This is a genomic window from Gottfriedia sp. ABJ_BB2_2 (assembly GCF_055484705.1).
This window is the reverse complement of record NZ_JBVFKR010000001.1, coordinates 233852-257647: the sequence shown is the minus strand read 5'-3', so window position 1 is coordinate 257647 and position 23796 is coordinate 233852. Positions and strand designations below refer to the sequence as shown.

Here is a 23796-nt window from a genome sequence, read left to right as displayed (position 1 = left end):
TCCAGCAGAATAATTTAAGACGGAATGTTATAATTTATTAAACACAAAAGAACAAATTGAAATGATTTCTGACTTAAAAAACTTGCATTAACTGATTCAAATTGAAATATCACATGAGGTAGAAGAACAATAATTAAGAGATGGGGGTGTTCGTTATTCATCAAAATGATTTGAAAGTAGTAGTAGGGGCGGGGGAATTTAACAATAATCCAGGTTGGATTCAAACTCAGGAAGATGAACTTAACTTATTAGATGAATCAACTTGGGAAAAAAGGTTTGAGCATAACTCAATTTCAGCAATTTTGGCTGAGCATGTATGGGAGCATCTTACTTTTGACGAAGGGGTTGAAGCAGCCAAAATTTGTTATAAATATTTGAAAACATCTGGTCATATTCGATGTGCTGTCCCTGATGCATTTTTCCAAGATGAGACCTATCAAAATATAGTGAAAGTAGGCGGACCTGGACCAAGTGACCATCCAGCTGCTAGTCATAAAATTTTTTATAACTATAAAACATTAACTCAAATGTTTGAAAATGCTGGATTTGAAGTTGTATTACTTGAATATTGTGATGAAATCGGAAAATTTTATGAAAGTGAGTGGGATGCAAATGATGGTGTTATTTACCGTTCAAAAAAGTATGATTCTAGAAATCAAGGAGATCAACTTGGTTTTCCTTCTCTCATTGTTGATGCGATTAAACGATAGTAAACAACATAAGACTAGTAAACTACCTAACTTAATCTCCATCACCGTCGCCATCACCATCATCATTTTCACCATTTTCAACACGGTTGTCCTTACTACCATCAAAAATATCATTTATTCGATCTATTAGATTTTTCTTTTGATCTTCATTTTCGATTAAATGATGTCCATTTAAGAAACTCTCAATGGTATAAATTTTAACTGCTTGTTTTTTGTATTTTGAAAACCTAGTTTGACTTATCACAATGATCAAAAGTAAAATGAATATTAATATTGATAATTCAACTATGTTCAAAGCTGTTCACATCCTTTACTTGTCCTTTTTTTAGAATATGAAATGTCTAAATTTTAAATGACATTTTCTTTGTAAAGCTAATCATTTCTTTATACTAAAAATGGAATTATGTATAATTAATTTACACTTTGTAAGGGAGAAGATTATATGAATAACCTGATAATAGGTGGTATTGCAATCTTGTTGAGCATTTTTTTATTAGGCTTGACAGTTATTCCTTCAACAATAGATTCGTTAAATGGAACAGTAAGTGGAAATGATTATTCGGTAGCTTTGTATGGTGCAGTTTTACTTAACAATGGAATCATTCCTTTAATCGTAAGTATTGTATTACTATTTGTTGGTATACGTTATTTAATTAAAGCGGTAAAGGAGTATTACAATTTTAGCTAACGAAAGTATTAGTTGGAGAAGGAATGAGTCACGGTTGTGGCTCTTTTTATTATTTTACTAATAAGCGAAGGCAAATTTTAAAAAGCTACAATTCAACAACTGACTTTATGTTGAAACAATTTAGGACAAAGAATAAGTAGTTTGATTGGAAAAATCTATTCTATATGGCCTTGACAGTTAAAAAGATATTGAATTTTTCCTCTATATACAAGGGAAAAATAAGAATAACAAAAATCCTTCTAAAAAGAAGGATTTTTTAAGTTACTAACCTAAATTATAAAATGTAAAACCACCAAGAGTCATTTCATTAAATTACAAATATATAAACACATAAGAAATGGGCTAAACTACCAAGCATAATAAAAATATGAAATATTTCATGGAATCCCCAATTTTTAAATGATAAGAATTTAGGTTTTAGACCATAAATAATACCACCAACAGTGTAGAAAATCCCTCCTAAAATAAGTACAGCTAATCCTTTAAAACTGATTGCATCAGCTAAAGGCACCGAAGCAATGATAATTACCCAACCTAAAGCAATATATAATGCAGTAGATAACCATCTAGGACAGTTGAACCAAATTAACTTAAATAATATTCCACATAAGGCAATAAATACAACGATTGAAAACATAATCCAACCTGTTAAACCGTTTAAACTAATTAAACAAAAAGGGGCATAAGTACCTGCGATTAATACAAATATCATAGAGTGATCCATCCGTCTTAAAAAGGAAATGACTTTATCGTTCGCTAGTACCATGTGATAAGTTGTGGATGCAGAGTATAAGAGAATCATGCTTACACCAAATACTACAACCGCTAATATATGTAATACAGTTCCTCCAGAAATAATAGTTTTGAATAACATTGCAATTAATCCACAAAGTGACAGGACAGCCCCAACTAAATGAGTTAGGGAATTGATTGGTTCACGCATATAATTCTCCATATAAAATCTCCTCCAACTATGTTACGTAGTATTGATAACTACATACTAAGTTATCATTGATTACATAACGTAGTCAAGTGTTTAAATTAGAAAAAATTTATGTTAATATATACTTACAAATTGAAAAAGAAAAAACAGAGGTTCTTATGATAAAAATAAATGAATTCATTGAAAAACTAGATTTAGATAAAAAGATAGAACTGGAAGATATCCCTGAAATTGATCTTTATATGGAACAAGTTATTCAACTCTTTGATAATAAATTTGCAAAAAGCGATTCAGAAGAAAAGATATTAACCAAAACAATGATTAATAATTATGCAAAAGCAAAGTTGCTGTTCCCAATTAAAAATAAGAAATACTCAAAGAAACATATCATCTTAATTAGTTTGATCTATCATTTAAAAGGTGCATTATCAATTAATGACATAAAAGATACTTTAAATGGACTAAACAAAAAAATACAAGTAGAAGACGATTTAAATGTAGATGATTTATATAATAGCTTTTTAAAGATTAATGAACAAAATGTTTCAAATTTCAAATCTGATCTACAATCAAGAGTTAACGATGTTAGTAGTCATTTAAACGAACTACATCAAAAAGACCTAGATTATTTTGAGCAATTACTATGTATCGCATCTTTTGTAAATATTAGTAATTTATATAAAAATGCTGCAGAGAAGCTAGTGGCCGAGATCGAATTTAAAGATAAATAATGCACATTTAAGGACCAATAGTACAAGATTGCTATTGGTTTTTTTAATGAATGTTTCATAATTTTTATCGAAATGTTGCTCTTTCATTCTTAGTATCAACTTTATTTAGAAGTGAGGAGTTATACTAAATGTATTGACTGGATTAAAGTAGATGATTGGAACAGTAAGCTTCGAAACTTTTACTAGTTATGTTAACAGAGTGTTCCATATAATTCTCCATTAATTAGAATCAATCAATTTCTCACTTAGCATTAGGAGGTTTATAAATGAATCAAAATATTTACTGGACTTTATTGACACATAGAGATTGGAATATATATTTAGCCGCAACAAAAGAAGGATTATGCTTTGTAGGTTCGTTAAATCATTCTTTAAATGAGCTAAGCGAATGGGCAATCAAGCGTTTTGGTGAAGTAGTGCTAATTGAAAATAAAGATTTTTTACAAGGCTATACTGTTGAAATCATAGAATTTTTGAAAGGGGATCGACAACAGTTTTCTTTGCCTCTGGTTTTTTATGGTACACAATTTCAACTAGAGGTATGGAACGCATTAAACAATATCCAATATGGTGAAACAAAAACATATAAAGATATAGCCGATATGATTAACAATCCAAAAGCAGTTCGTGCTGTCGGTTCTGCAATTGGTAAAAATCCATTATTGATAATGATTCCATGTCATCGCGTCATTGGAAAGGATGGTGCACTTACAGGCTATAGGGGTGGATTAGAAATGAAGAAGATGCTATTAAAAATGGAACAACATCATAAATCTATTTAACTAATATCAACAATATTTTGTTTAACATAACTTAACTTCTTTTTAGAGATTACATCAAAATAATATGAAACAGACTAATTCATTATTAGTCTGTTTTTTGTTATTTTGACCAGATTTCCTTTTTTTGATAATTGTTCCCTAATATTACTACTTTATTAATACCTTTATAATTTCCTTCAATACTAATTTTCCCTTCTTTAATCGATTTGCCATATTCATTTGCAAGTGCTCCACGGAATTTCAGATAGACTGTTTGATGTTTGTATGTTTTGTCGATTCCACTAATCATGATCCCGCTTTTAGGGTTTGATGCGTGAAGAGCTATTTCATTCTCAGAAACTTCAACTTTATTAATCAATAAAAAATTTATATCTTGAGTGATGCCACGGAAAAAATTGAAATAGATAAAAATTGATAAAATGAATATAACAGATGCAATAATATAAATTATTTTTCTACCCATTTTCCATTCCTTTCATTTTCCTATATATTAATTTGATACATTCTAGTAACTTTTAGAAAATCCTTTCTTAAAATCACTAAAATTTGGTATTTTTAAGTTAGATCATTAAAATTTCAAACTAAATCATTTTTTGAATGGAGTTGTATCGTAATGCCAGTTGTAAAAATTATGCAAAGTGATGAAGAGATTTTACTTACTTTTCATACAGTTAAACAACTAAGACCTCATTTAGAACAAACTGAATACGTAAGTAAAATCAGACGTCTTATGGAAAAACATGAATATACATTGATAGCAGTAATTGAAGAAAATGATGTAATGGCTGTAGCAGGCTTCAGAATTACGGAGTCATTAGCTTGGGATCAATACTTATATGTTGATGATTTAATTACTAACGAAAACAGTCGTAAAAATGGATATGCTCAACTACTATGGAGTTGGTTAATTGAAGAAGCGTCTAAAAAGGTATGTAAACAATTTCATTTAGATTCAGGAGTGAATAGATTCGATGCACACCGTTTTTACCTCAAGAATGGTTTGGATATAACGTGTCATCACTTTCAAAAGAATATTTACTGATTTAATTTTTTATGCAATATTAATTACGGATTTAGATCAAACGAATTTTCCTAAATTTAGTATTGCCATCAATCAATGATATACTATTTTCAAACAGCAATAGGAGGCAATAATGTAATGGTTGAAAAAAATTCAAAACGGCTTGCAAATCTATCTTTATTGGTTGCTTCAACTGGATTTGTCGCAACAATGCCGTTTCAAGCAAAAATAATTCAAATACTATCAGGTGGATTTGAAGCTGCACTTGTAGGGGGACTTGCCGATTGGTTTGCTGTTACAGCAATGTTCAGACACCCACTGAATATTCCAATCCCGCATACAGCTTTACTACCAAAAAATAGACGTAAAATCACTGAAGGTATTTTATCAACACTTAATAATCAGTGGCTTAGTAAAGAAAGTTTAATTGAAAAAGTAAATGAACAGCAATGGATTGAAAAAGGTGTAAAATCATTTGAAAACATGCTTAATGATGAAGAATCTAGAGAAAAAATCATAACTTCAATACAACAATTTGGCACTTCAATTCAAAAGGAATCAATAGAAAAGATGATTCAAGATTCTTTACATACAACTATTCACTCTATATCTAGTGAAAAAATATGGACAAATGTGATTGATAAAATTTTTCAGAACGAGTGGGATGAGAAGACATATGAATTTTTATTAGACAAAATTGAAGATTATGTAAAAATGCCACATATAAAAGAACTGATTGGAAGAGAAATCATTCAATTTATTGAGCGTAAATTTTTTATGATTAAAGCTTTCCTACCAATGATTGGTGAAGAAAAGATTATTGAATTTATTCATAGCGGATTACTTGATTTATTAATTGAATTAAAAAATCCAACAAGCGAACGACGTAAAACAATTCTTTCATTTATTCGATTAGAAGCAGAAAAAAGTAAAACAAATGAAAATGTTATACGACAATTAGATGAATGGAAAAATAGCGGAGCTACTTATGCAATTCAAGAAGTGACTAATTGGATTCAAAATAAATTTACAGACCGCACGTTTATAATAAATACGATATTACGTCTAGTTGATTATATTAAAAAATCAGGATGGATTGATAAGTTCGACATTAGCTTTAAAAAAATCTTAACTCAGTTAATTGAAAAATATCACTATAAAATTGGCGAACTAGTAAGATTAAATATCGAAAAATTGTCTACAGAAGAAATAACTGATTTATTAGAAAACAAGATTGGAAAAGATATTACTTGGATTCGTGTAAATGGAGCAGTTTGTGGATTCTTAATTGGGATTATTTTATCTACTATACAAATCTTTTTTAAATGATCTTGTCATAAAGTAAATATATTGGCGGAATTTACCAATTATAAAAACAATAAATTGTTAAACCCTTGATGAAATATGTAAGTTCATCGAGGGTTTTTGATTTTTTACGAAAAAAATATTATCCAAATTCTAGAATTTTAAGCATTTTATTGGTAACTAAAATTTTTTTCTTGTATTATAGGTAAGTGTAAAAAAATATTTTTCGAGAATTAGTGACAAATAACTTCATTTGAACTAAATATTTCTTGATGAAACATATTAACCTTGAAATCCTTCTGACTAAATAAAACGATCAACCCTTATATATAAAGGATTGTTCAGTTCTTTTAATCAAAGAATTTCAGATACACTTATACAATTTAATAAGCCGAACTTTTTATATCTTTTTACAAGATAATAGATAAATAGAAAAAAAGTTCGAACATAGGGGGTTTAGTTAATGGATTCTATGTCATTTGTATTATTCGGAGGTACAGGTGATTTAGCAAAACGAAAAATTTATCCTGCTTTATATAATTTATTTATTGATCAGAAAATGCCAAAATCATTTTCAATAATTGGACTCGGTCGAAAAGAGATTTCAGATAAAGAGTTTCAACTACAAGTGAAACAATCACTTCAGACATTTTCTAGACGTGAATTAGAAAATGACGATCAAACTGAGGCTTTTCTCGAATCAATCCGATATCATCAATTAGATATTACAAAAAAAGAAGGATTTCTTGATTTGTTAAACCTTGTTAAAAAACGCGAACTTGAATTAAATATTCCAGAAAACAGATTATTTTACTTATCTGTAGCCCCTGAATTATTTGAAACAATCGCATTTAATATTAAAGATAGTGGCTTAGGTACTACAAAAGGTTGGAAACGTCTAATCATTGAAAAACCGTTTGGACGTGATCTAAAATCTGCAAGAGATTTAAATGAAAAATTAAGTAAATCTTTTAATGAAGATGAAATATATAGAATTGATCATTACCTTGGTAAACCAATGGTTCAAAATTTAGAAGCATTAGAATTAGCGAATCCAGTTCTACAAGCATTATGGAATAATCAATTTATTGCAAATGTCCAAATTACTGCAAGTGAAACTGTTGGGGTTGAAGAAAGAGCTGGTTATTACGATACTGCTGGTGCAATTCGTGATATGTTCCAAAATCATATGCTTCAGTTATTAATGATGACAGCAATGCACTTACCAAAAAATGCAACAACAAATGACGTGCGTGCAGAAAAACGTAAAGTTTTAGAAGCCCTTAGACCGATGACAAAAGAAGAAGTTACATCTCATGTTGTCCGTGGTCAATATGCATCAGGTGAACAAAATGGTAAAAAACTTCAAGGATACAAACAAGAGCCTGGAATTGACATTTCATCCCAAAATGATACGTTTGTAGCGGCTCGTTTATGGATCGATAACTCGTTCTGGAAGGGCATACCATTTTATATTCGTACTGGTAAACGTTTAAAAGAAAAATCGACGCGTATTGTGTTTGAATTTAAAAATCCAATGCAAGATCTATATAAAAAGAGAAATGAATTGGTTGGACCAAATCTTTTAGTAATAGAAATAAATCCAAGCGAAAGAGTTTCATTTTATTTAAATAGTAAAAACATTGATGGGAAAATTGAACCTGTTCGTGCTGATTATTTAGCAAATGCCACTGACCAACCAGAAGCATACGAATTACTAGTACATGATGCAATTCGTGGAGATGCGAAATTTTTTGCACATTGGAAAGAAGTAGAATTAGCTTGGCAATTTGTCCAACCAATTCTAGAGGCATTTGAAGAAAATTTAACACCACTACATTCATATAAAGCTGGTTTATTTGGCCCCGATGCATCTAGTCAATTATTAGCAGAAGATGGATTTAAATGGTGGCTTGATTCTGATTCAGAAGAATCTAACTTAAATGAAAATAAGAAACTAAAAAGGAGTATCTAAAATGAAATCAAATATTGATACTTTAGCAATTAACACAATTCGTACATTATCAATCGATGCGATTAACCAAGCTAACTCAGGACACCCTGGACTTCCAATGGGTGCAGCACCAATGGCATACGCACTTTGGGCAAATCATTTAAAACATAATCCAAAGAGTTCTAAATGGTTTGACCGTGACCGTTTTGTACTTTCAGCAGGTCATGGTTCTAGTATGTTATACAGTCTGCTTCACTTAGCAGGTTATGATGTATCGATTCAAGACTTAAAGGAATTTCGCAAACTAAATAGTAAAACACCTGGTCATCCTGAATTTGGACATACTGATGGTGTTGAAGCTACTACTGGTCCATTAGGACAGGGAATTGCAACAGCTGTTGGTATGGCAATGGCAGAAGCTCATTTAGCTGCTAAATTTAACAAAGATACCCATTCAATTATTGATCATCATACTTATGCAATAGTTGGTGATGGTGATTTAATGGAAGGTGTTGCTTATGAAGCAATGTCACTTGCGGGTCACATGAAGCTTGGAAAATTAGTTGTGCTTTATGATTCAAACGATATTTCTTTAGATGGTACATTAAACCTATCTTACTCAGAAGATATGCAAAAAAGAGCAGAATCGTTTAATTGGCACTATTTACGTGTTGAGAATGGTAATGATCATGAAGAAATTACTAAAGCAATCGAACTTGCTAAACAAAACACAAACCAACCAACAATTATTGAAATCAGAACGATTATCGGTTTTGGTAGTCCAAAAGTTGCTGGTACAAATAAAGCACATGGTGCTCCACTTGGAATCGAAGAAGCGAAAGAAACGAAGAAAGCTTATGATTGGAACTACGAGGAAGATTTCTTCGTTCCAGAAGAAGTTAAACAGCATTTCAGCAAGATACAACTTAAAGGTAGTGAGTTAGAATCTGAATGGAATCAATTATTTAATCAATATCGTGAGGCTTATCCAGAATTAGCTGCTGAATTAGAAAAAGCAATAAATGGCGAAGTACTAATCGATGCTGATGGAATTTTAACGTTTGATCCTCAAAAATCGGTTTCTACACGTGTAGCAAGTGGTGAAGCAATTAATCACTACATAAAATCTGTACCTGAAATCTTTGGAGGAAGCGCAGATTTATCTCATTCTACAATGACTGATATTAAAGATGAGAGTAAATTTGCTGTTGAATCTTTTGCAGGTCGCAATATTTACTTTGGTGTTCGTGAGCATGCAATGGGTGCTGCTGCAAATGGTATGGCATTGCATGGAGGAGTAAAACCATTCGTAAGTACATTCTTTGTATTTAATGATTATTTACGTCCATCAATTCGTTTAGCAGCATTACAAAAATTACCAGTAACATATGTATTTACACATGATTCAATTGCAGTTGGAGAAGATGGTCCAACGCATGAGCCAGTTGAACATTTAGCTGCATTACGAGCAATTCCAGGTTTAACAGTTATTCGTCCATCAGATGCAAATGAAACATCAAACGCTTGGGCATATGCATTGCAAAATACTGATGGTCCAATCGCATTAGTATTAAGTCGTCAAAACTTACCTGTATTTGAAGAAACAGCTAAAAATATCAATAATCTTTCAAAAGGTGGTTATGTTTTAACTGAAACAAATGACAAACCTGATTTAATTTTGATTGCAACTGGTTCAGAAGTAGCACTTGCAGTTGATAGTAAAATTCAATTAGAAAAAGAAAATATGTCAGTTAGAATAGTAGCAATGCCAAGTTGGGAATTATTTGAAAAACAATCTGATGAATATAAAGAATCTGTACTTCCTTCTGAAAACTTAAATCGTATCTCAATTGAAATGGGAATTTCACTTGGATGGGAACGATTTGTTGGCTTCAAAGGCAAAAAAATCTCAATTGAAACATTTGGTGCATCAGGTACTGGCAATGAAGTAATGGAACTATTTGGTTTCAGTACGGAAAATGTTGTAAAGATTAGTAAAAGTTTATTAAATTCTTGATCTCGTGCAATCTAAAAAAGTATTTTGATACTTTTGTCATAAAATTATTTACTTAGAGAAAAACATATATAGAAACATAGAAGATTTAGGAGGATTTCGTAATGAAAGTAGGATTAGTTGGATTAGGGAAAATGGGTTTAAACTTAGGTCAAAATTTAATGGACAACAACCATGAAGTGGTTGCTTTTGACGTCAATGCTAGTGCTGTTGAAGAAATGAACAAACTTGGAGCAACAGGCGTAACAAGCTTAGCGGATTTAGTAAAAAATTTAGATACACCAAGAATTCTTTGGATTATGGTTCCTCATGCAGTAGTTGATTCAGTAATTAATGAAGTGAAACCTTTCTTAAGTGAAGGCGATATTGTGATTGAAGCTGGTAACTCTCATTATAAAGAATCAATCAGACGTTATGATGAATTAAAAGAATTCGGTATCCGTTTCATGGATGCAGGTACTTCAGGCGGTATGGAAGGCGCACGTAATGGTGCTTGCTACATGATTGGTGGAGATCAAGAAGCTTGGGATATCGTAGAACCAATCTTCAAAGATACTGCTGTAGAAAATGGTTACTTATATGCAGGTAAAGTTGGTAGTGGTCATTTCTTAAAAATGGTTCATAACGGAATTGAATATGGAATGATGGCTGCAATCGGTGAAGGTTTTGAAGTATTAGAGAAAAGTGACTTCGACTACGATTATGAAAAAGTAGCGAAAGTATGGAACAATGGTTCAGTTATTCGTTCATGGTTAATGGAATTAACTGAAAATGCATTCTCTAAAGATGCTAAATTAGATGAAATTAGAGGGGTTATGCATTCTTCAGGTGAAGGTAAATGGACAATTGAAACTGCATTAGATTTACAAGCAGCTACTCCAGTTATTGCAATGTCATTATTAATGCGTTACCGTTCATTAGACAACGATACATTCACTGGTAAAGTTGTTGCAGCTCTTCGTAATGAATTTGGTGGCCATGCAGTTGAAAAGAAATAAATAAGCGTTACAATATAAATATAAAAAATACTTATTTTTTGGAGGAAGACAAACATGAAATTTTTTATCGATACAGCTAACGTAGTAGATATTCAAAAAGCTTATAAAATGGGCGTATTATCTGGAGTTACAACAAACCCTTCATTAGTAGCAAAAGAAGGCGTAAAATTTGAAGATCGAATTGAAGAAATTTTAAAATTAGTTCCTGAAGTAGAATCAGTTTCTGCTGAGGTTACACCGCATGCAGTATCAGCTGAAGAAATGATGGCTGAAGCAGACGAATTAATCAAAATTAACGGTGGAGATAAAAACATCACAATCAAACTTCCGATGACACTTGCTGGCTTAGAAGCTTGCCGTTATTTAACTAAAAAAGGTGTAAAAACAAACGTTACATTAATCTTTACTGTAAACCAAGCATTATTAGCTGCTAGAGCTGGTGCAACTTATGTATCTCCATTCTTAGGTCGCTTAGACGATATCTCTGAAGATGGTGTATTATTAGTTGCTAAAATTGCTGAATTATTCCGTGTTCATAACTTAGATACTCAAATCATCGCAGCATCAGTACGTCACCCAGATCACGTTACTCGAGTTGCATTGGCAGGTGCACATATCGCTACTATTCCATATAGCGTAATTGAGCAACTTTCTAAACACCCATTAACTGATCAAGGAATTGAAAAATTCGCAGCAGATTGGGAAAAAGCACCTAAACTTTAATCACAAAAGATTTACAAACTGATTTAAGTAAAAAATAAATAGATCAATTATAAAATGACCCCCTTTGTCTGTGATACTGTTTAAGGCTGTAGCTAGATTTTAGGGGGTTTTTTAAAATATATTAACCATTTCCATAAAATGAAAAATAAACCATTTTGAGGAGGAGTAGCAATGCAAACAACTAACAGTAAATTTCTAGGTTATATTGGGACTTATACAAAAGGGGAAAGTAAAGGGATTTATCGTTTTACTCTTGATACGAACGCAGAAAGAATTATAAATGTTGAACCAGTAGCTACATTGGAAAATCCTACATATGTAACAATCAGTAAAGACAACAAGAACCTTTATTCAGTCGTAAAAGAAGGAGATAAAGGTGGCGTAACTGCATTTTCAATTAATGAGGAAAGCGGCGAGCTTGTGAAAATTAATTCCCAATTTTCAGAAGGCGCATCTCCTTGTCACGTAAGTGTTAATGAAGAAAATCATGTTGTCGTAACAGCTAACTATCATAAAGGTACAATTGAATCTTATGAAGTTAACGGACAAGTAAATCCAGTTACTTCTACAATGCAACATACTGGTACAGGACCTAATCAATCAAGACAAGAAAAACCACATGCACACTATTCAGGATTTTCTCCAGATGAAAAATTTGTTCTTGCAGTAGACTTAGGAACTGACGAAATTAATACATATAAATTAGATAACAGTACTTTAACAAAATCATCTACATTAAACGTAAAACCAGGAAGTGGTCCAAGACATTTAACATTCCACCCAAATGGTAAATATGCGTATGTAATGACTGAGTTAAGTTCAGAAGTAATTGTATTATCATATAACAAGGAAGACGGCAGCTTTACTGAACTACAATATATTTCAACAATACCAGCGGATTTTACTGAAAATAACCAAGGTAGCGCGATTCATATTTCAAAGGATGGCCAATTTGTCTATGCTGGCAACCGTGGACATAACAGTATCGCTGTGTATAGTGTGAATGAAGACAATGGAAAACTAGAATTAGTTGAAATTGTTTCATCGGAAGGGAACTGGCCACGTGATTTTGTAATAGATCCTACTGAAAATTATGTTATTGCTTCAAATGAAATGTCAGGCAATCTTGTACTATTTTCAAGGAATCAGCAAACAGGTAAATTAACAGTCATTCATTCTGATGTACTTGTACCAGAACCTGTTTGTGTAAAATTCCTTCATGTTACTAAATAATAAGGCAGGTTAAAAAATGGATTTTAAAATTACTGATTCTGCAAGAGAAAAGTTAACAAACATAGAAGACAATCAAATATTACTATTAGAATTTGATCGTGGTAGCTGTGATGTTGTAAATAATATTTACCAAATCAAAGTGATCAAGAAAAGACCATGCGGACCCAATGAAAAATTAATCACGGGTGACGGAATAGAGTTTATGGTAAATTTACATTTTGAAGATGTATACGAAAATCAGTTAGTCATTGATTATGTAAATGGATCTTTTGTATTTAAAAATAAAAATCAAATATTCAATAATAGAATAGGGCTTCATGTAGTTAAAGAAGATTGAGATGAACTTTTTGTTCATCTTTTTTTATTTTGTTCAATATCCTTGTTGACAAAGAAAAAAATTTAGTTTAATATTATCTCGAAGTCAAGATATTTTATGTGAGGTGAAAATAGATCAGATAGATGAATCTTCAGTGCAATCAAAAGTAAATTAAGCAAAAAAGGTTTGAATATTTTTTTTGAGTATTATCTCGAATTAAAGATACTTTAATTAAAACTAAAACAAAAAAAGGAGAATGAAAATTATGTTAGTAGGTTTAGGGTTATTAATCATCCGTTTAGTGATAGGGGTTTCTTTTATTGGTCATGGCGCGCAGAAACTATTTGGAATGTTTGGTGGATATGGACTAAAAGGTACTGGTCAGTGGATGGAATCGATTGGATTGAAACCAGGAGTACAAATGGCATTTTTCGCTGGTATCAGTGAATTAATAGGTGGAATTTTATTTGCAACTGGTTTACTAACACCTTTAGCAGCATTATTAATTGCAGGAGCAATGTTCGTAGCAATTGTAAAAGTGCATGGTCCAAACGGATTTTGGGCAGCTCAAAATGGATATGAATTAAACTTAATTATTTTAGCAGTTGTAATTGGGGTAGCTCTAACAGGTCCTGGGGCATATGCAATAGACGCTTTAATTTTTTAATAAGCAAGTTTCAATGAAATGTTCAATAATTGAAAAGCAGCAAAAACATCCTTACTTTTTTCTAAAAGTAACAAAGCTTCAAAAAAAACACATTATATAGTAGCCTAAATTAAGTACGATGCCTATTATGATTGACTTTACAAGGAAAGTATTCTAAAATAATCTCGAATTAAAGATTTTGTAATGAGAGGTGAAATACATGTTGAATGATCAGTATAATAAAAGCCGATCGCTACAATTATTTTCTGAGATTTGTAAAACAAACAGATTTATAACTGATGCAGCTATTGAACATATTAAGTTATTTGGTTTGAATTTAACAGAATTTGCAGTTTTAGAATTACTCTTTCATAAAGGTGATACGCCAATTCAACATATCGGTAAAAGAATACTAATTTCAAGTGGAAATATGACTTATGTTCTCGATAAATTAGAGGCTAAGGGATTCATAAAAAGATTGCCTTGTCCGAAAGATCGAAGAGTAACTTACGCAGTTTTAACAGATGAAGGTCATCAATTAATCAGTTCGATTTTCCCAGAGCATGAACAGATGATTGATCAATTATTTTCTCAAATTAATAAGACAGAAAAAGAAATGCTCATTTTTCTCTTGAAAAAAATGGGATTGAGCTAGGATAGTGTATTTCTGTTAGCTTTGAAATTTGATAAACAAAGTACAAATAATTAAATTTATGAACTTATAAGTTTAGAAAAAAAACTGCCTTTTGGCAGTTTTTTTGTTTAATAGCGCATATTAAGATATTATCTGTTTTATCTAGACCATAGCCAAAAGAATAAAAGGATAAATGAAAGGATTTGAAAGATGAGTACTACATTTAAAGATAAAGTTGTTATTATCACCGGTGGTGCAAACGGTATTGGAAAAGGCATTGCAAAAGAGTTCGGACAACAAGGAGCAATTGTTTGTATAGCCGATCTTGATGAAGAAAAAGGGGCACATGTTCAACATCAAATAGAAATAGAAGGTGGAAAAGCCTCATTTTTTAAGACGAATGTGAAGCAAGAAGATGATCTTATAAATCTCATTCAACATGTTAAGATTACATATGGAAAAATTGATATTTTAATTAACAACGCTGGAATCTCAAAGTTCAAATCTTTGTTTGAATTATCTACTCAAGAATTTGATGATGTGATACATACGAACTTACGTAGTGTTTTTATCGCATCTAGAGAAGCCGCAAAACATATGTCTAATGGTGGTAGTATCATTAATATGGCATCTACCCGAGCTATTATGTCTGAACCTAATTCAGAGTCTTATGCCGCTTCTAAGGGCGGTATTGTATCATTAACACATTCGTTAGCTGCTTCACTTCAATTCAACAATATTACAGTGAATTGTATAAGTCCAGGGTGGATAGAGTTTAATAACTATCCTGATTTAAAGGAAAAAGATCACGTGCAGCATTGGTCAAATCGAGTTGGAAAACCTTCAGACATCGCAAAAGCGTGCCTTTATTTAGCAGATCCTGAAAACAATTTTATAAATGGTCAAAACATCATCGTTGACGGTGGTATGACACGAAAAATGATTTATGAAGAATAGTCTTAAAGTTCAAGTCTGTTGACAAACAAATTAGAAAATAGTTTAATTGAAAAAGACTGATTGTTCTTTTTTTGAAACAGAGGAGGTAAATGCATATGAACAAAGGTGAACGAACAAAGAAATACATAATTGAACAATCTTCATCGCTTTTTAATATGCAAGGGTATAAAACAACCTCAATATCAGACATTATGAATGCTACTGGTTTAAAAAAAGGTGGTATTTATAATCATTTTGAAAACAAGGAATCTTTGGCTGAAGCTTCATTTTTATATTCGATGAATACATTAAAGGAACAGTACATTCTTGCTGTGTCCGGAAAAAATAGTGCACAAGAACAATTGGATGAATTTATTTCTGTATTTAGCACTTTATTACATGATCAATACATTCAAGGTGGATGTCCTTTAATGAATGCTGCAATTGAGGCAGATGATTCAATGATGGAATTTGAAGATGAAATTAAAGACGGATTTAATGGGTTAATCCAGTTACTTGCCAATATAATTGAACTGGGGCAAAAACGTAATGAAATAAAAAAAGATGTCCTACCAGAAGAAATGGCTGTCTTTATTCTTTCTTCTTTGGAAGGTTCATTAGCTTTAAGTCGATTAAATAGTGACAAGAAGTATTTGTACATGGTTATCTTGCAATTAAAAAAGATGTTATTTTAATTTCTACTAAATATTATTTAATCATTTTTGTATTTGAAGGAGGATTCATATGCACAAAAGAGTAGTTGTAACTGGTTATGGAGTAGTTTCACCTTTAGGTAATGATGTAGATACTTTATGGGATCGTATTAAAGCATCAGAATCAGGTATTGATAAAGTTGAATTTGAAGGATATGAAGATATTACTACAAAAATAGGTGGAATGATCAAAGACTTCGCACCAGAAAATTACTTTGAGAAGAAGGAATTAGGTAAATACGATAAATTCGTTCAATACGCATATGCAGCATCAAGACAAGCATTAGATCAAGCAAACTTAGATATCGAAAAACTTGATCCAAATAGATTAGGTATTTTTATTGGCTCAGGAATTGGCGGTATTGATACAGTATTAGAAAATCATCAAACTCTTTTGGACAAAGGGCCTAGAAAAGTATCACCGTTTATGGTCCCAATGATGATTATCAACATGGCTGTAGGTATCATTTCTATTAAAACTGGGTTTAAAGGTACAAGCTTTTCTCCAGTCTCTGCTTGTGCAACAGGTAATCATGCAATTGGAGAGGCCTTTTTAAATATTCGTCATGGATACTCAGATGCTATTTTGGCAGGAGGATCTGAGGCATCAATTAACCCATTAGCTTACGCTGGTTTTTCAAGAATGAGAGCAATGTCAACAAATAATGATGAACCAAAGAAAGCTAGCAGACCCTTTGATAAAAATCGTGACGGTTTTGTCATGTCTGAAGGTTCAGGTATTTTGTTATTAGAAGAATATGAGCATGCTAAAAAAAGGGGAGCAACCATTCTAGGAGAAATCGTTGGATATGGTTCAACAACTGATGCGTTCCATATTACATCTCCTGATTTTCACGGAGCAGAGCGAGCAATGAAGCTAGCATTACAGTTAGCTGAAATTGATCCAAATAAGATAGATTATATCAACGCACATGGAACGAGTACGCCAGAAGGAGATAAATCTGAAACAAAAGCAATTAAAAGCGTATTTGGTGAACATGCCTATCGTCTAAAAGTAAGCTCGACAAAGTCAATGACAGGCCATCTTTTCGGTGCTGCTGGGGGAATTGAAGCAATTATCACGCTTAAAAGTATCTTGGAAAATATCATTCCACCTACAATCAATTATGAATTCCCAGATGAGGAATGTGATCTTGATTATGTGCCAAATGAAGCGATCCAAGCTAATGTAAACTATGCGATATCAAACGGCTTTGGTTTTGGTGGACATAATGCTGTACTTGTTTTTAAAAAGTTCGAACAATAAATTTCAAAAAAGGTAACTTTACGTCATCATTTTTTATTAGTCTGATTTTAAATTAGAATGAATCAAAAGCATTACTTTCTATAGAAGGAAGTGATGCTTTTTTATTGAAATAAGTTAGTTAGATTGCAAAATAGTTATAGGATTTTAGGAGAGGAGAGATCGATTGTATATCAGAAAAGCAGAACTAAAAGATATAGAACGATTAATAAAAATGAGATGGGATTTTACTGTTGAGTATGATATAAGTGGAAAGATAAATGAATCAGAGTATATTTATTTTCAAAAGGAGTGCGAAACCTTCTTGGTTGATGCAATTAATGGTCAGCGCTGGATTATTTGGGTAGCTGAAATTAATGGAGAAATTGTATCACATATTTACTTAGAACTCATTCAAAAAGTACCACGTCCAGGAAGGATTACAAATCCATTTGTTTTTATGACAAATGTTTATACTGTAGAAGAGTACAGAGGTAATGGTATTGGAAGTAGGCTAATATCACATGTAAATAACTGGTCAATGGAAATGAAATACGAATTCATAATGGTTTGGCCAAGTGAAGAAAGTATTGAATTTTATAAATCAAATGGCTATAAAAACTGTAATGATCCACTTGAATATATGATAGATTGATATACAAAATAATTTAACAATCTATTGAGTTTTTATATATTACATATTAAATCTAAATTGAAATAAGTTACATATAAGCTAAAGAAAGACTGTTAATATGTTTAACAGTCTTTTATACATTCATATCAGCGGTTTTAACTAAAATAAATAGTTATTCTACAGAAACCTTTAATTTTACATCAACATTATTTCGTAAAGCTTTTGAATACGGACAAAAACCATGTGCTTCTTTGACTAGCTCTACTGCAACATCTTCTGGTACACCTTTAATATGTGCGTTTAATGTGACGGCTAATGAAAATGGGCTTTCTGTTTCATCTTTTAATAGGCTAACTTCTGCTGTTATTGATGATTCAATATGATGTTTATTTTTTTTTGCAATGAAATTGAGGGCCCCATCAAAACATGCAGAGTATCCAGCAGCAAATAATTGTTCCGGATTTGAACCAGTTTTCTTATTTAGAGCTGAGGGCATTGTCAGCTGTAAATCAATTAATCCATCATCAGATTTCACATGTCCTTCACGACCACCAGAAGCTGTGGCTTTTGATGTAAATAATACTACCATTTAATATCACCCCATCTAAAAATATATAAATGTGCATAACAATATTATAGTTTATATGTGTTTAAACTATTCTTATGAATTAAATAATATTGATTTCTTCATTATTTTGTGAGCATAAAAAATGAGTTAATTAGGCAGAATTTCTATCAATGTAAATCAATTAGGGAAGATAACGATCTGTAAAAATGAGAGATAAGAACAAATTGCGGAATTCTTTCAATAGACTATATTTTAAAGTCATTCAAAATATTAATGCTTCAAAAAAAGGGCATCTATGCGACGCCCCTTTGATTTTTAAATCCTAACTCGATAGTACTTAAACGAATTACATTTTATCTGCAATTCTCACATTCATTCTATTAAAAATAAACTTTAATAAATAAGGAACAGCAATAAAAATAAATAATGTTCTAAATAGTTGATAACACATAATAACTGACATATCACCATGTGCTTCTTTTGCAAAAATAGCCATTTGGTCCATTCCACCTGGAGAAAGGCTTAACATTGAAGTGACAGTATTCATAGAATGTAGATGCGTTAATAAAATACTTAATCCAAAGGAAAATAATAATAGTACAATACCACTACTGATTGCTAAAATGGATATTTTTAATTTATTTTTCATATTTTCAGGTTTAAGAAGTAGTCCGATATATCCTCCTATCATTAATTGAGAACAGTCAAGTATGAATGATGGTAGAGTAGGACCATGAAACCCTGATAAATTTAGTAACATAGTTGCTAGCATCGGTCCCAGCAAAAATGCAGTTGGAAAGTTAATACGTTTACCTAAAACTGCAAAAAGAGTACAAACAACTGCAAATACTAATATATTTGGAAATAAATTAATTAGGTTGGCAGAATTTTGAGCTGTGCTAGTAATAGAACTATCCCTATGAATATCAAATAAAGGGCTAAAAATAAATAGTGGGACTGTAAAGATGATCATCATCAATCTAGATATTTGTAGAAAAGTAACAACAGTTATATCAACATCTTCTAATTCCTCAGCTAAAGTAATCATTTGACTTAATCCACCTGGTATACTTCCTATTAATATAGTTGGAAAAGGTATACCCGAGAGTTTTGAGATGACTATGGAAATGATTAATGTAAAAAGTAAAAGAAGGAGAGTCATTAAAATCATAGAAGTTATTTGTTGACCAATTTGAACAAAAGTAGCACTAGTAAATGAAAGGCCGATCGTATAACCTACGATAATCATTGCCGAGTCACGAAGTTTACTTGGCCAGTAGAGTTTTTGTTTAAAGAATTTTGACCATATAAATACAAAAAGCATCGAACCAAGAAGCCACGGTATAGGAAGATTTACTACTTTAAATAATAAACCACCAACAATCGCAATCATGAATGTAGCTAAAAATAGAATCCATTTTTTTTGAAATAATGTTTTTACAATCATAGAATCACTTCTTTTCATTTTATTAAATTTTAATGTTGAGTAATTGCATTGTTTTTTATGACTTTATTATTATATAACTATCATTATTGACCTTAATTTCGGAGTATGCAAGAAAAAAATATTATGTATAAACAATAATAGAATGTATACTTATTCATAATATCCTTAATAATTGTGCAAAAGGATAGTGTTAACTGTGTAAGGTTATATTAATGAAGGGTATCGTCATTACTTTCGGTACAAAACCTTGCATAATTTAATTAAGAAAGGACTAATTCAGGTGGCTAAACAACAAATTGGTGTGATTGGACTAGCAGTAATGGGGAAAAATCTAGCGCTAAATATCGAAAGCCGTGGTTTTTCTATTTCTGTGTATAATCGATCTGCAGAAAAAACAGAAGAGTTCTTAAAAGAAGCAGAAGGCAAAAATGTCGTAGGAGCTTTTTCAATTGAAGAGTTCGTACAGTCATTAGAAATCCCTCGTAAAATCTTAATTATGGTTAAAGCTGGTGCGCCAACAGATTCAACAATTGATGCATTACTTCCTTATCTTGAAAAAGGCGATATTTTAATTGATGGTGGAAATACATATTATAAAGATACACAAAGACGAAATAAAAAATTATCAGATAGCGGCATTCATTTTATTGGAACAGGTGTTTCTGGGGGAGAAGAGGGTGCATTAAAAGGACCTTCAATTATGCCAGGTGGTCAAAAGGAAGCTTTTGAACTTGTAAAGCCAATCTTTGAAGCAATTTCTGCAAAAGTAAATAATGAACCATGTACTACATACATTGGTCCAGACGGAGCAGGCCATTACGTAAAAATGGTACACAATGGTATTGAATACGGAGATATGCAATTAATCTCAGAAGCTTACTTTTTATTAAAAAATGTATTAGGTTTAACAGCGGAAGAACTTCACAATGTATTTAGTGAATGGAATAAAGGCGAATTAGATAGTTATTTAATTGAAATTACTGCAGACATCTTCACAAAAACTGATGAAGAAACTGGAAAGCCATTAGTCGATGTAATTCTTGATAAAGCAGGGCAAAAAGGTACCGGAAAATGGACAAGTCAAAGCACATTAGATTTAGGTGTACCATTGTCCATTATTACTGAATCAGTATTTGCTAGGTTTATTTCTGCGATGAAAGATGAGAGAGAAAAGGCAAGCAAACTATTATCAGGACCTTCTAATTACAGATTTAGCGGTAAAAGAGAAGAATTAATTGAAGATGTAAGAAAAGCACTTTATATGAGCAAGATTTGTTCTTACGCACAAGGATTCGCCCAATTGCGAGCTGCTTCAGATGAGTATAACTGGGACTTACAATATGGTGATATCGCGATGATTTTCCGCGGTGGGTGTATCATTAGAGCTGCTTTCTTACAAAAAATTAAAGAAGCATACGACCTTGATGGTCATTTAGCAAACCTATTACTTGATCCGTATTTCAAAGAAATTGTTGAAAGCTATCAAGTAGCTTTACGCAAAATTAGTGTGGTAGCTATTGAAGCAGGTGTGCCAATTCCTTGTTTCTCAGCTGCACTTGCTTATTATGATAGCTATCGTACAGCTACTTTACCAGCAAATCTAATTCAAGCACAACGGGATTACTTTGGTGCTCATACATATGAACGCACAGATAAAGAAGGAAAATTCCATACTCAGTGGACTTAATCAATCAGTTTGAAATTCAAATTTTTTGTATATAGTTACACAATAAAAAAACCCTTGTAATTTTTACAAGGGTTTTTACATTATTTATCTTTATTATCATTTAAGAGATCTGAAACTGGCCACCAATTATGTCCATCTGTTGCAAGTAATGAATCAGATTCTTTAGGTCCCATTGATCCAGATTCATATGTTGTTAATGGAGCAAGATTATTTGTCCACGCTTGAGCGATAACATCAACAAAACTCCAAGAATATTTTACTTCATCCCAATGGGTAAAGTTCGTTCCATCACCAAGCATACAATCATAGATTAGTCTTTCATATGCTTCAGGGGTATTAATGCAATCAACACAATTATTATTAAATGTTAATTGTATTGGTTTTGTATAACTTTCGGCATCTGATCTCTTAGCATTTAATTGAAGTGTAATACCTTCGTCTGGTTGTATATGTATGATCAGTAGATTTGGTGTCATTTGTTCTTTCGTATTATAGTACAAATTCATAGGAATATCAGAAAATTGAACAATAATTTTTGTGGATTTTAATGCCATTCGTTTTCCAGTTCTAATATAAAAAGGCACGCCAGCCCATCGGAAATTATCAATGAATAGTTTACCGGCTACAAATGTTTCAGTCTGTGAGTTTGGATCAACATTTTCTTCATCACGGTATGAAGGAACTTTATTATTTTGTAATGTACCTTCAATATATTGTCCACGAACAAAGTAATTCTTTATTTCATTTTCTTCAATTTTACGAAGTGCTTTAAAAACCTTTACTTTTTCACTACGTATTTCCTCAGTTGTTAGTTTGATCGGTGGCTCCATTGCAAGTAAGGCAACCATTTGTAGCATATGATTTTGAAGCATATCCTTTAAAGCACCTGAATTCTCGTAGTATCTACCTCGGTCTTCAACGCCTAAAACTTCACTTGAAGTAATTTGTATATTAGATATAAAACGATTATTCCAGAGCGGTTCAAACATTGCATTTGCAAAACGAATAACTTCAATGTTTTGAACCATTTCCTTACCTAGATAATGATCAATTCGATAAATTTGATTCTCAGAAAATGCTTCTCTAATTTCTTTATTTAATTCAATTGCACTTGGTAAATCATGACCAAATGGCTTCTCAATGACTAGTCTGCTCCAACCATTTGTATCCGTTAACCCTTGTTCTTTTAACTGTTTGGCAATTGTACCGAAGAATTCTGGTGCCATCGCTAAATAGAAAATTCGATTTCCTGGTATAGAATAATGCTGATCCATATTCGTTAATAGAGTACCTAGCTCTAAATACGAAGATGGTTCTAACACATCAAATTGATGATAGTAAAAATGAGAAAGAAAGCTATCTATATCATTTTGACTTTGATCAGAAGATTGAATTGATTTCTTAACTGTTTCACGAAACTCATGGTTTGACCATGCTCTACGCCCAACACCAACTACAGCAAAATCTTCATCTATTTTTTGACTTAAAAACAGTCTATAAATAGAAATAAATAACTTTCTTTTTGCAAGATCTCCAGTTGCACCAAAAATAACGATCACAGCTTTAGGACGATTTTCTGTACTTTTCAATGATACTACCTCACTTCTTAATCATAAATTACTAACTTATTTTAGTAATAATCAATTGTGATTATTCAATTTACGTAAATTCTACATAAAAAAGTGTCACATTTTATCTAAAAACTCAATTGATTATCAAAAAATAAATAATTTTGCTTATTTTCTTACTTTAATCATAAACAAAACATATTCAAACGTAAACAGGATGAATTCCTAATTTTTCCTTATTTTACTTGTTGATTATTTCATGGAGAACAGCTTTATAACTTGATATAAAAGACATAATATTA

At 31.6% G+C, this 23796-nt stretch carries 25 protein-coding genes; 19 read left to right on the top strand and 6 right to left on the bottom strand.

Translation table 11 applies throughout. The annotated features are described in order from the left end of the window. Positions 1-146: 146 nt before the first annotated feature. Positions 147-710 carry a class I SAM-dependent methyltransferase gene (locus ACX6U0_RS01415; protein ID WP_464958225.1) on the top strand — a complete coding sequence of 188 codons (564 nt, stop codon included), beginning with the start codon at positions 147-149 and terminating at the stop codon, positions 708-710. A 31-nt stretch (positions 711-741) separates the two neighbouring features. Here the strand turns inward: ACX6U0_RS01415 and ACX6U0_RS01410 are convergent, their stop codons facing one another. Then, a complete protein-coding gene (locus tag ACX6U0_RS01410) occupies positions 742-1005 on the bottom strand; it encodes a hypothetical protein (RefSeq protein WP_464958224.1) in 264 nt (87 codons plus the stop codon). Positions 1006-1152: 147 nt separating this feature from the next. Between ACX6U0_RS01410 and ACX6U0_RS01405 the strand changes: the two genes are divergently transcribed. After that, complete coding sequence (locus ACX6U0_RS01405) at positions 1153-1398, top strand: hypothetical protein (RefSeq protein WP_464958223.1); 246 nt, start codon at positions 1153-1155, stop codon at positions 1396-1398. A 307-nt stretch (positions 1399-1705) separates the two neighbouring features. On the opposite strand, the gene trhA is transcribed toward ACX6U0_RS01405, so the two are convergent. Beyond that, the gene (gene trhA, locus ACX6U0_RS01400) at positions 1706-2353 is read right to left on the bottom strand and encodes a PAQR family membrane homeostasis protein TrhA (RefSeq protein ID WP_464958222.1); all 648 of its coding nucleotides are present in this window, start codon (positions 2351-2353) and stop codon (positions 1706-1708) included. Between the two features lie 146 nt (positions 2354-2499). Here trhA and ACX6U0_RS01395 point away from each other — a divergent pair, with 146 nt between their 5' ends. Both ACX6U0_RS01395 and ACX6U0_RS01390 read left to right on the top strand, forming a co-directional pair. Next, positions 2500-3072: a DUF1836 domain-containing protein gene (locus ACX6U0_RS01395; protein WP_464958221.1), complete on the top strand. Its 573-nt coding sequence runs from the start codon at positions 2500-2502 to the stop codon at positions 3070-3072. 266 nt (positions 3073-3338) lie between these two features. Further along, positions 3339-3854, top strand: a complete 516-nt coding sequence (locus tag ACX6U0_RS01390) for a methylated-DNA--[protein]-cysteine S-methyltransferase (protein WP_464958220.1) — start codon at positions 3339-3341, stop codon at positions 3852-3854. A 100-nt stretch (positions 3855-3954) separates the two neighbouring features. On the opposite strand, the gene ACX6U0_RS01385 is transcribed toward ACX6U0_RS01390, so the two are convergent. Next, the gene (locus tag ACX6U0_RS01385; RefSeq protein WP_464958219.1) at positions 3955-4317 is read right to left on the bottom strand and encodes a hypothetical protein; all 363 of its coding nucleotides are present in this window, start codon (positions 4315-4317) and stop codon (positions 3955-3957) included. A gap of 150 nt (positions 4318-4467) precedes the next feature. Between ACX6U0_RS01385 and ACX6U0_RS01380 the strand changes: the two genes are divergently transcribed. The 14 genes from ACX6U0_RS01380 to ACX6U0_RS01315 all read left to right on the top strand — a co-directional run bounded on the left by ACX6U0_RS01380 (position 4468) and on the right by ACX6U0_RS01315 (position 18245). After that, the gene (locus ACX6U0_RS01380) at positions 4468-4896 is read left to right on the top strand and encodes a GNAT family N-acetyltransferase (RefSeq protein ID WP_464958218.1); all 429 of its coding nucleotides are present in this window, start codon (positions 4468-4470) and stop codon (positions 4894-4896) included. 117 nt (positions 4897-5013) lie between these two features. Beyond that, positions 5014-6204: a DUF445 domain-containing protein gene (locus ACX6U0_RS01375; protein WP_464958217.1), complete on the top strand. Its 1191-nt coding sequence runs from the start codon at positions 5014-5016 to the stop codon at positions 6202-6204. 439 nt (positions 6205-6643) lie between these two features. Continuing rightward, a complete protein-coding gene (gene zwf / locus ACX6U0_RS01370) occupies positions 6644-8155 on the top strand; it encodes a glucose-6-phosphate dehydrogenase (protein ID WP_464958216.1) in 1512 nt (503 codons plus the stop codon). 1 nt (position 8156) lies between these two features. Next, entirely contained in the window at positions 8157-10151 is a 1995-nt protein-coding gene (tkt, locus tag ACX6U0_RS01365) for a transketolase (protein WP_464958215.1), read from the top strand. 101 nt (positions 10152-10252) lie between these two features. Beyond that, positions 10253-11146 (top strand): phosphogluconate dehydrogenase (NAD(+)-dependent, decarboxylating), encoded by an 894-nt coding sequence (gnd, locus tag ACX6U0_RS01360; protein WP_464958214.1) that lies wholly within the window; start codon positions 10253-10255, stop codon positions 11144-11146. A gap of 54 nt (positions 11147-11200) precedes the next feature. Beyond that, positions 11201-11869, top strand: a complete 669-nt coding sequence (fsa, locus tag ACX6U0_RS01355) for a fructose-6-phosphate aldolase (protein ID WP_087997867.1) — start codon at positions 11201-11203, stop codon at positions 11867-11869. 171 nt (positions 11870-12040) lie between these two features. Further along, complete coding sequence (locus ACX6U0_RS01350; protein ID WP_464958213.1) at positions 12041-13102, top strand: lactonase family protein; 1062 nt, start codon at positions 12041-12043, stop codon at positions 13100-13102. A 16-nt stretch (positions 13103-13118) separates the two neighbouring features. Continuing rightward, positions 13119-13439 (top strand): iron-sulfur cluster biosynthesis family protein, encoded by a 321-nt coding sequence (locus ACX6U0_RS01345; protein WP_464958212.1) that lies wholly within the window; start codon positions 13119-13121, stop codon positions 13437-13439. Positions 13440-13683: 244 nt separating this feature from the next. Beyond that, the gene (locus tag ACX6U0_RS01340; RefSeq protein ID WP_464958211.1) at positions 13684-14085 is read left to right on the top strand and encodes a DoxX family protein; all 402 of its coding nucleotides are present in this window, start codon (positions 13684-13686) and stop codon (positions 14083-14085) included. Positions 14086-14284: 199 nt separating this feature from the next. Further along, the gene (locus tag ACX6U0_RS01335; protein WP_464958210.1) at positions 14285-14719 is read left to right on the top strand and encodes a MarR family winged helix-turn-helix transcriptional regulator; all 435 of its coding nucleotides are present in this window, start codon (positions 14285-14287) and stop codon (positions 14717-14719) included. Positions 14720-14908: 189 nt separating this feature from the next. Continuing rightward, positions 14909-15655: an SDR family NAD(P)-dependent oxidoreductase gene (locus ACX6U0_RS01330; protein WP_464958209.1), complete on the top strand. Its 747-nt coding sequence runs from the start codon at positions 14909-14911 to the stop codon at positions 15653-15655. Positions 15656-15750: 95 nt separating this feature from the next. Next, complete coding sequence (locus ACX6U0_RS01325; RefSeq protein WP_464958208.1) at positions 15751-16329, top strand: TetR/AcrR family transcriptional regulator; 579 nt, start codon at positions 15751-15753, stop codon at positions 16327-16329. A 49-nt stretch (positions 16330-16378) separates the two neighbouring features. Next, positions 16379-17614, top strand: coding sequence for a beta-ketoacyl-ACP synthase II (gene fabF / locus ACX6U0_RS01320; RefSeq protein WP_464958207.1), 1236 nt, complete (start codon positions 16379-16381; stop codon positions 17612-17614). Positions 17615-17777: 163 nt separating this feature from the next. Then, positions 17778-18245 carry a GNAT family N-acetyltransferase gene (locus ACX6U0_RS01315; protein WP_464958206.1) on the top strand — a complete coding sequence of 156 codons (468 nt, stop codon included), beginning with the start codon at positions 17778-17780 and terminating at the stop codon, positions 18243-18245. Positions 18246-18396: 151 nt separating this feature from the next. Here ACX6U0_RS01315 and ACX6U0_RS01310 read toward each other — a convergent pair whose 3' ends face one another. Further along, positions 18397-18813, bottom strand: coding sequence for an organic hydroperoxide resistance protein (locus ACX6U0_RS01310; protein ID WP_464958205.1), 417 nt, complete (start codon positions 18811-18813; stop codon positions 18397-18399). A 325-nt stretch (positions 18814-19138) separates the two neighbouring features. Further along, complete coding sequence (locus tag ACX6U0_RS01305) at positions 19139-20239, bottom strand: AbrB family transcriptional regulator (RefSeq protein WP_464958204.1); 1101 nt, start codon at positions 20237-20239, stop codon at positions 19139-19141. Between the two features lie 280 nt (positions 20240-20519). On the opposite strand from ACX6U0_RS01305, the gene gndA reads away from it, so the two are divergent. Further along, positions 20520-21926: an NADP-dependent phosphogluconate dehydrogenase gene (gene gndA / locus ACX6U0_RS01300; RefSeq protein ID WP_464958203.1), complete on the top strand. Its 1407-nt coding sequence runs from the start codon at positions 20520-20522 to the stop codon at positions 21924-21926. Between the two features lie 80 nt (positions 21927-22006). Here the strand turns inward: gndA and zwf (ACX6U0_RS01295) are convergent, their stop codons facing one another. Beyond that, the gene (gene zwf, locus ACX6U0_RS01295; RefSeq protein ID WP_464958202.1) at positions 22007-23515 is read right to left on the bottom strand and encodes a glucose-6-phosphate dehydrogenase; all 1509 of its coding nucleotides are present in this window, start codon (positions 23513-23515) and stop codon (positions 22007-22009) included. Between the last annotated feature and the right edge of the window lie 281 nt (positions 23516-23796).

Excerpts from the sequence above, each read along its gene's own strand:
- ACX6U0_RS01380 (WP_464958218.1), top strand. The coding sequence starts at position 4,468 with ATGCCAGTTGTAAAAATTATGCAAAGTGATGAAGAGATTTTACTTACT.
- ACX6U0_RS01395 (WP_464958221.1), top strand. The coding sequence starts at position 2,500 with ATGATAAAAATAAATGAATTCATTGAAAAACTAGATTTAGATAAAAAG.
- ACX6U0_RS01335 (WP_464958210.1), top strand. The coding sequence starts at position 14,285 with ATGTTGAATGATCAGTATAATAAAAGCCGATCGCTACAATTATTTTCT.
- fabF (WP_464958207.1), top strand. The coding sequence starts at position 16,379 with ATGCACAAAAGAGTAGTTGTAACTGGTTATGGAGTAGTTTCACCTTTA.
- ACX6U0_RS01350 (WP_464958213.1), top strand. The coding sequence starts at position 12,041 with ATGCAAACAACTAACAGTAAATTTCTAGGTTATATTGGGACTTATACA.
- trhA (WP_464958222.1), bottom strand. The coding sequence starts at position 2,353 with ATGGAGAATTATATGCGTGAACCAATCAATTCCCTAACTCATTTAGTT.
- ACX6U0_RS01390 (WP_464958220.1), top strand. The coding sequence starts at position 3,339 with ATGAATCAAAATATTTACTGGACTTTATTGACACATAGAGATTGGAAT.
- ACX6U0_RS01375 (WP_464958217.1), top strand. The coding sequence starts at position 5,014 with ATGGTTGAAAAAAATTCAAAACGGCTTGCAAATCTATCTTTATTGGTT.
- gnd (WP_464958214.1), top strand. The coding sequence starts at position 10,253 with ATGAAAGTAGGATTAGTTGGATTAGGGAAAATGGGTTTAAACTTAGGT.
- ACX6U0_RS01340 (WP_464958211.1), top strand. The coding sequence starts at position 13,684 with ATGTTAGTAGGTTTAGGGTTATTAATCATCCGTTTAGTGATAGGGGTT.
- zwf (WP_464958216.1), top strand. The coding sequence starts at position 6,644 with ATGGATTCTATGTCATTTGTATTATTCGGAGGTACAGGTGATTTAGCA.
- fsa (WP_087997867.1), top strand. The coding sequence starts at position 11,201 with ATGAAATTTTTTATCGATACAGCTAACGTAGTAGATATTCAAAAAGCT.
- ACX6U0_RS01310 (WP_464958205.1), bottom strand. The coding sequence starts at position 18,813 with ATGGTAGTATTATTTACATCAAAAGCCACAGCTTCTGGTGGTCGTGAA.
- ACX6U0_RS01385 (WP_464958219.1), bottom strand. The coding sequence starts at position 4,317 with ATGGGTAGAAAAATAATTTATATTATTGCATCTGTTATATTCATTTTA.
- tkt (WP_464958215.1), top strand. The coding sequence starts at position 8,157 with ATGAAATCAAATATTGATACTTTAGCAATTAACACAATTCGTACATTA.
- ACX6U0_RS01305 (WP_464958204.1), bottom strand. The coding sequence starts at position 20,239 with ATGATTGTAAAAACATTATTTCAAAAAAAATGGATTCTATTTTTAGCT.
- ACX6U0_RS01405 (WP_464958223.1), top strand. The coding sequence starts at position 1,153 with ATGAATAACCTGATAATAGGTGGTATTGCAATCTTGTTGAGCATTTTT.
- ACX6U0_RS01345 (WP_464958212.1), top strand. The coding sequence starts at position 13,119 with ATGGATTTTAAAATTACTGATTCTGCAAGAGAAAAGTTAACAAACATA.
- ACX6U0_RS01325 (WP_464958208.1), top strand. The coding sequence starts at position 15,751 with ATGAACAAAGGTGAACGAACAAAGAAATACATAATTGAACAATCTTCA.
- ACX6U0_RS01330 (WP_464958209.1), top strand. The coding sequence starts at position 14,909 with ATGAGTACTACATTTAAAGATAAAGTTGTTATTATCACCGGTGGTGCA.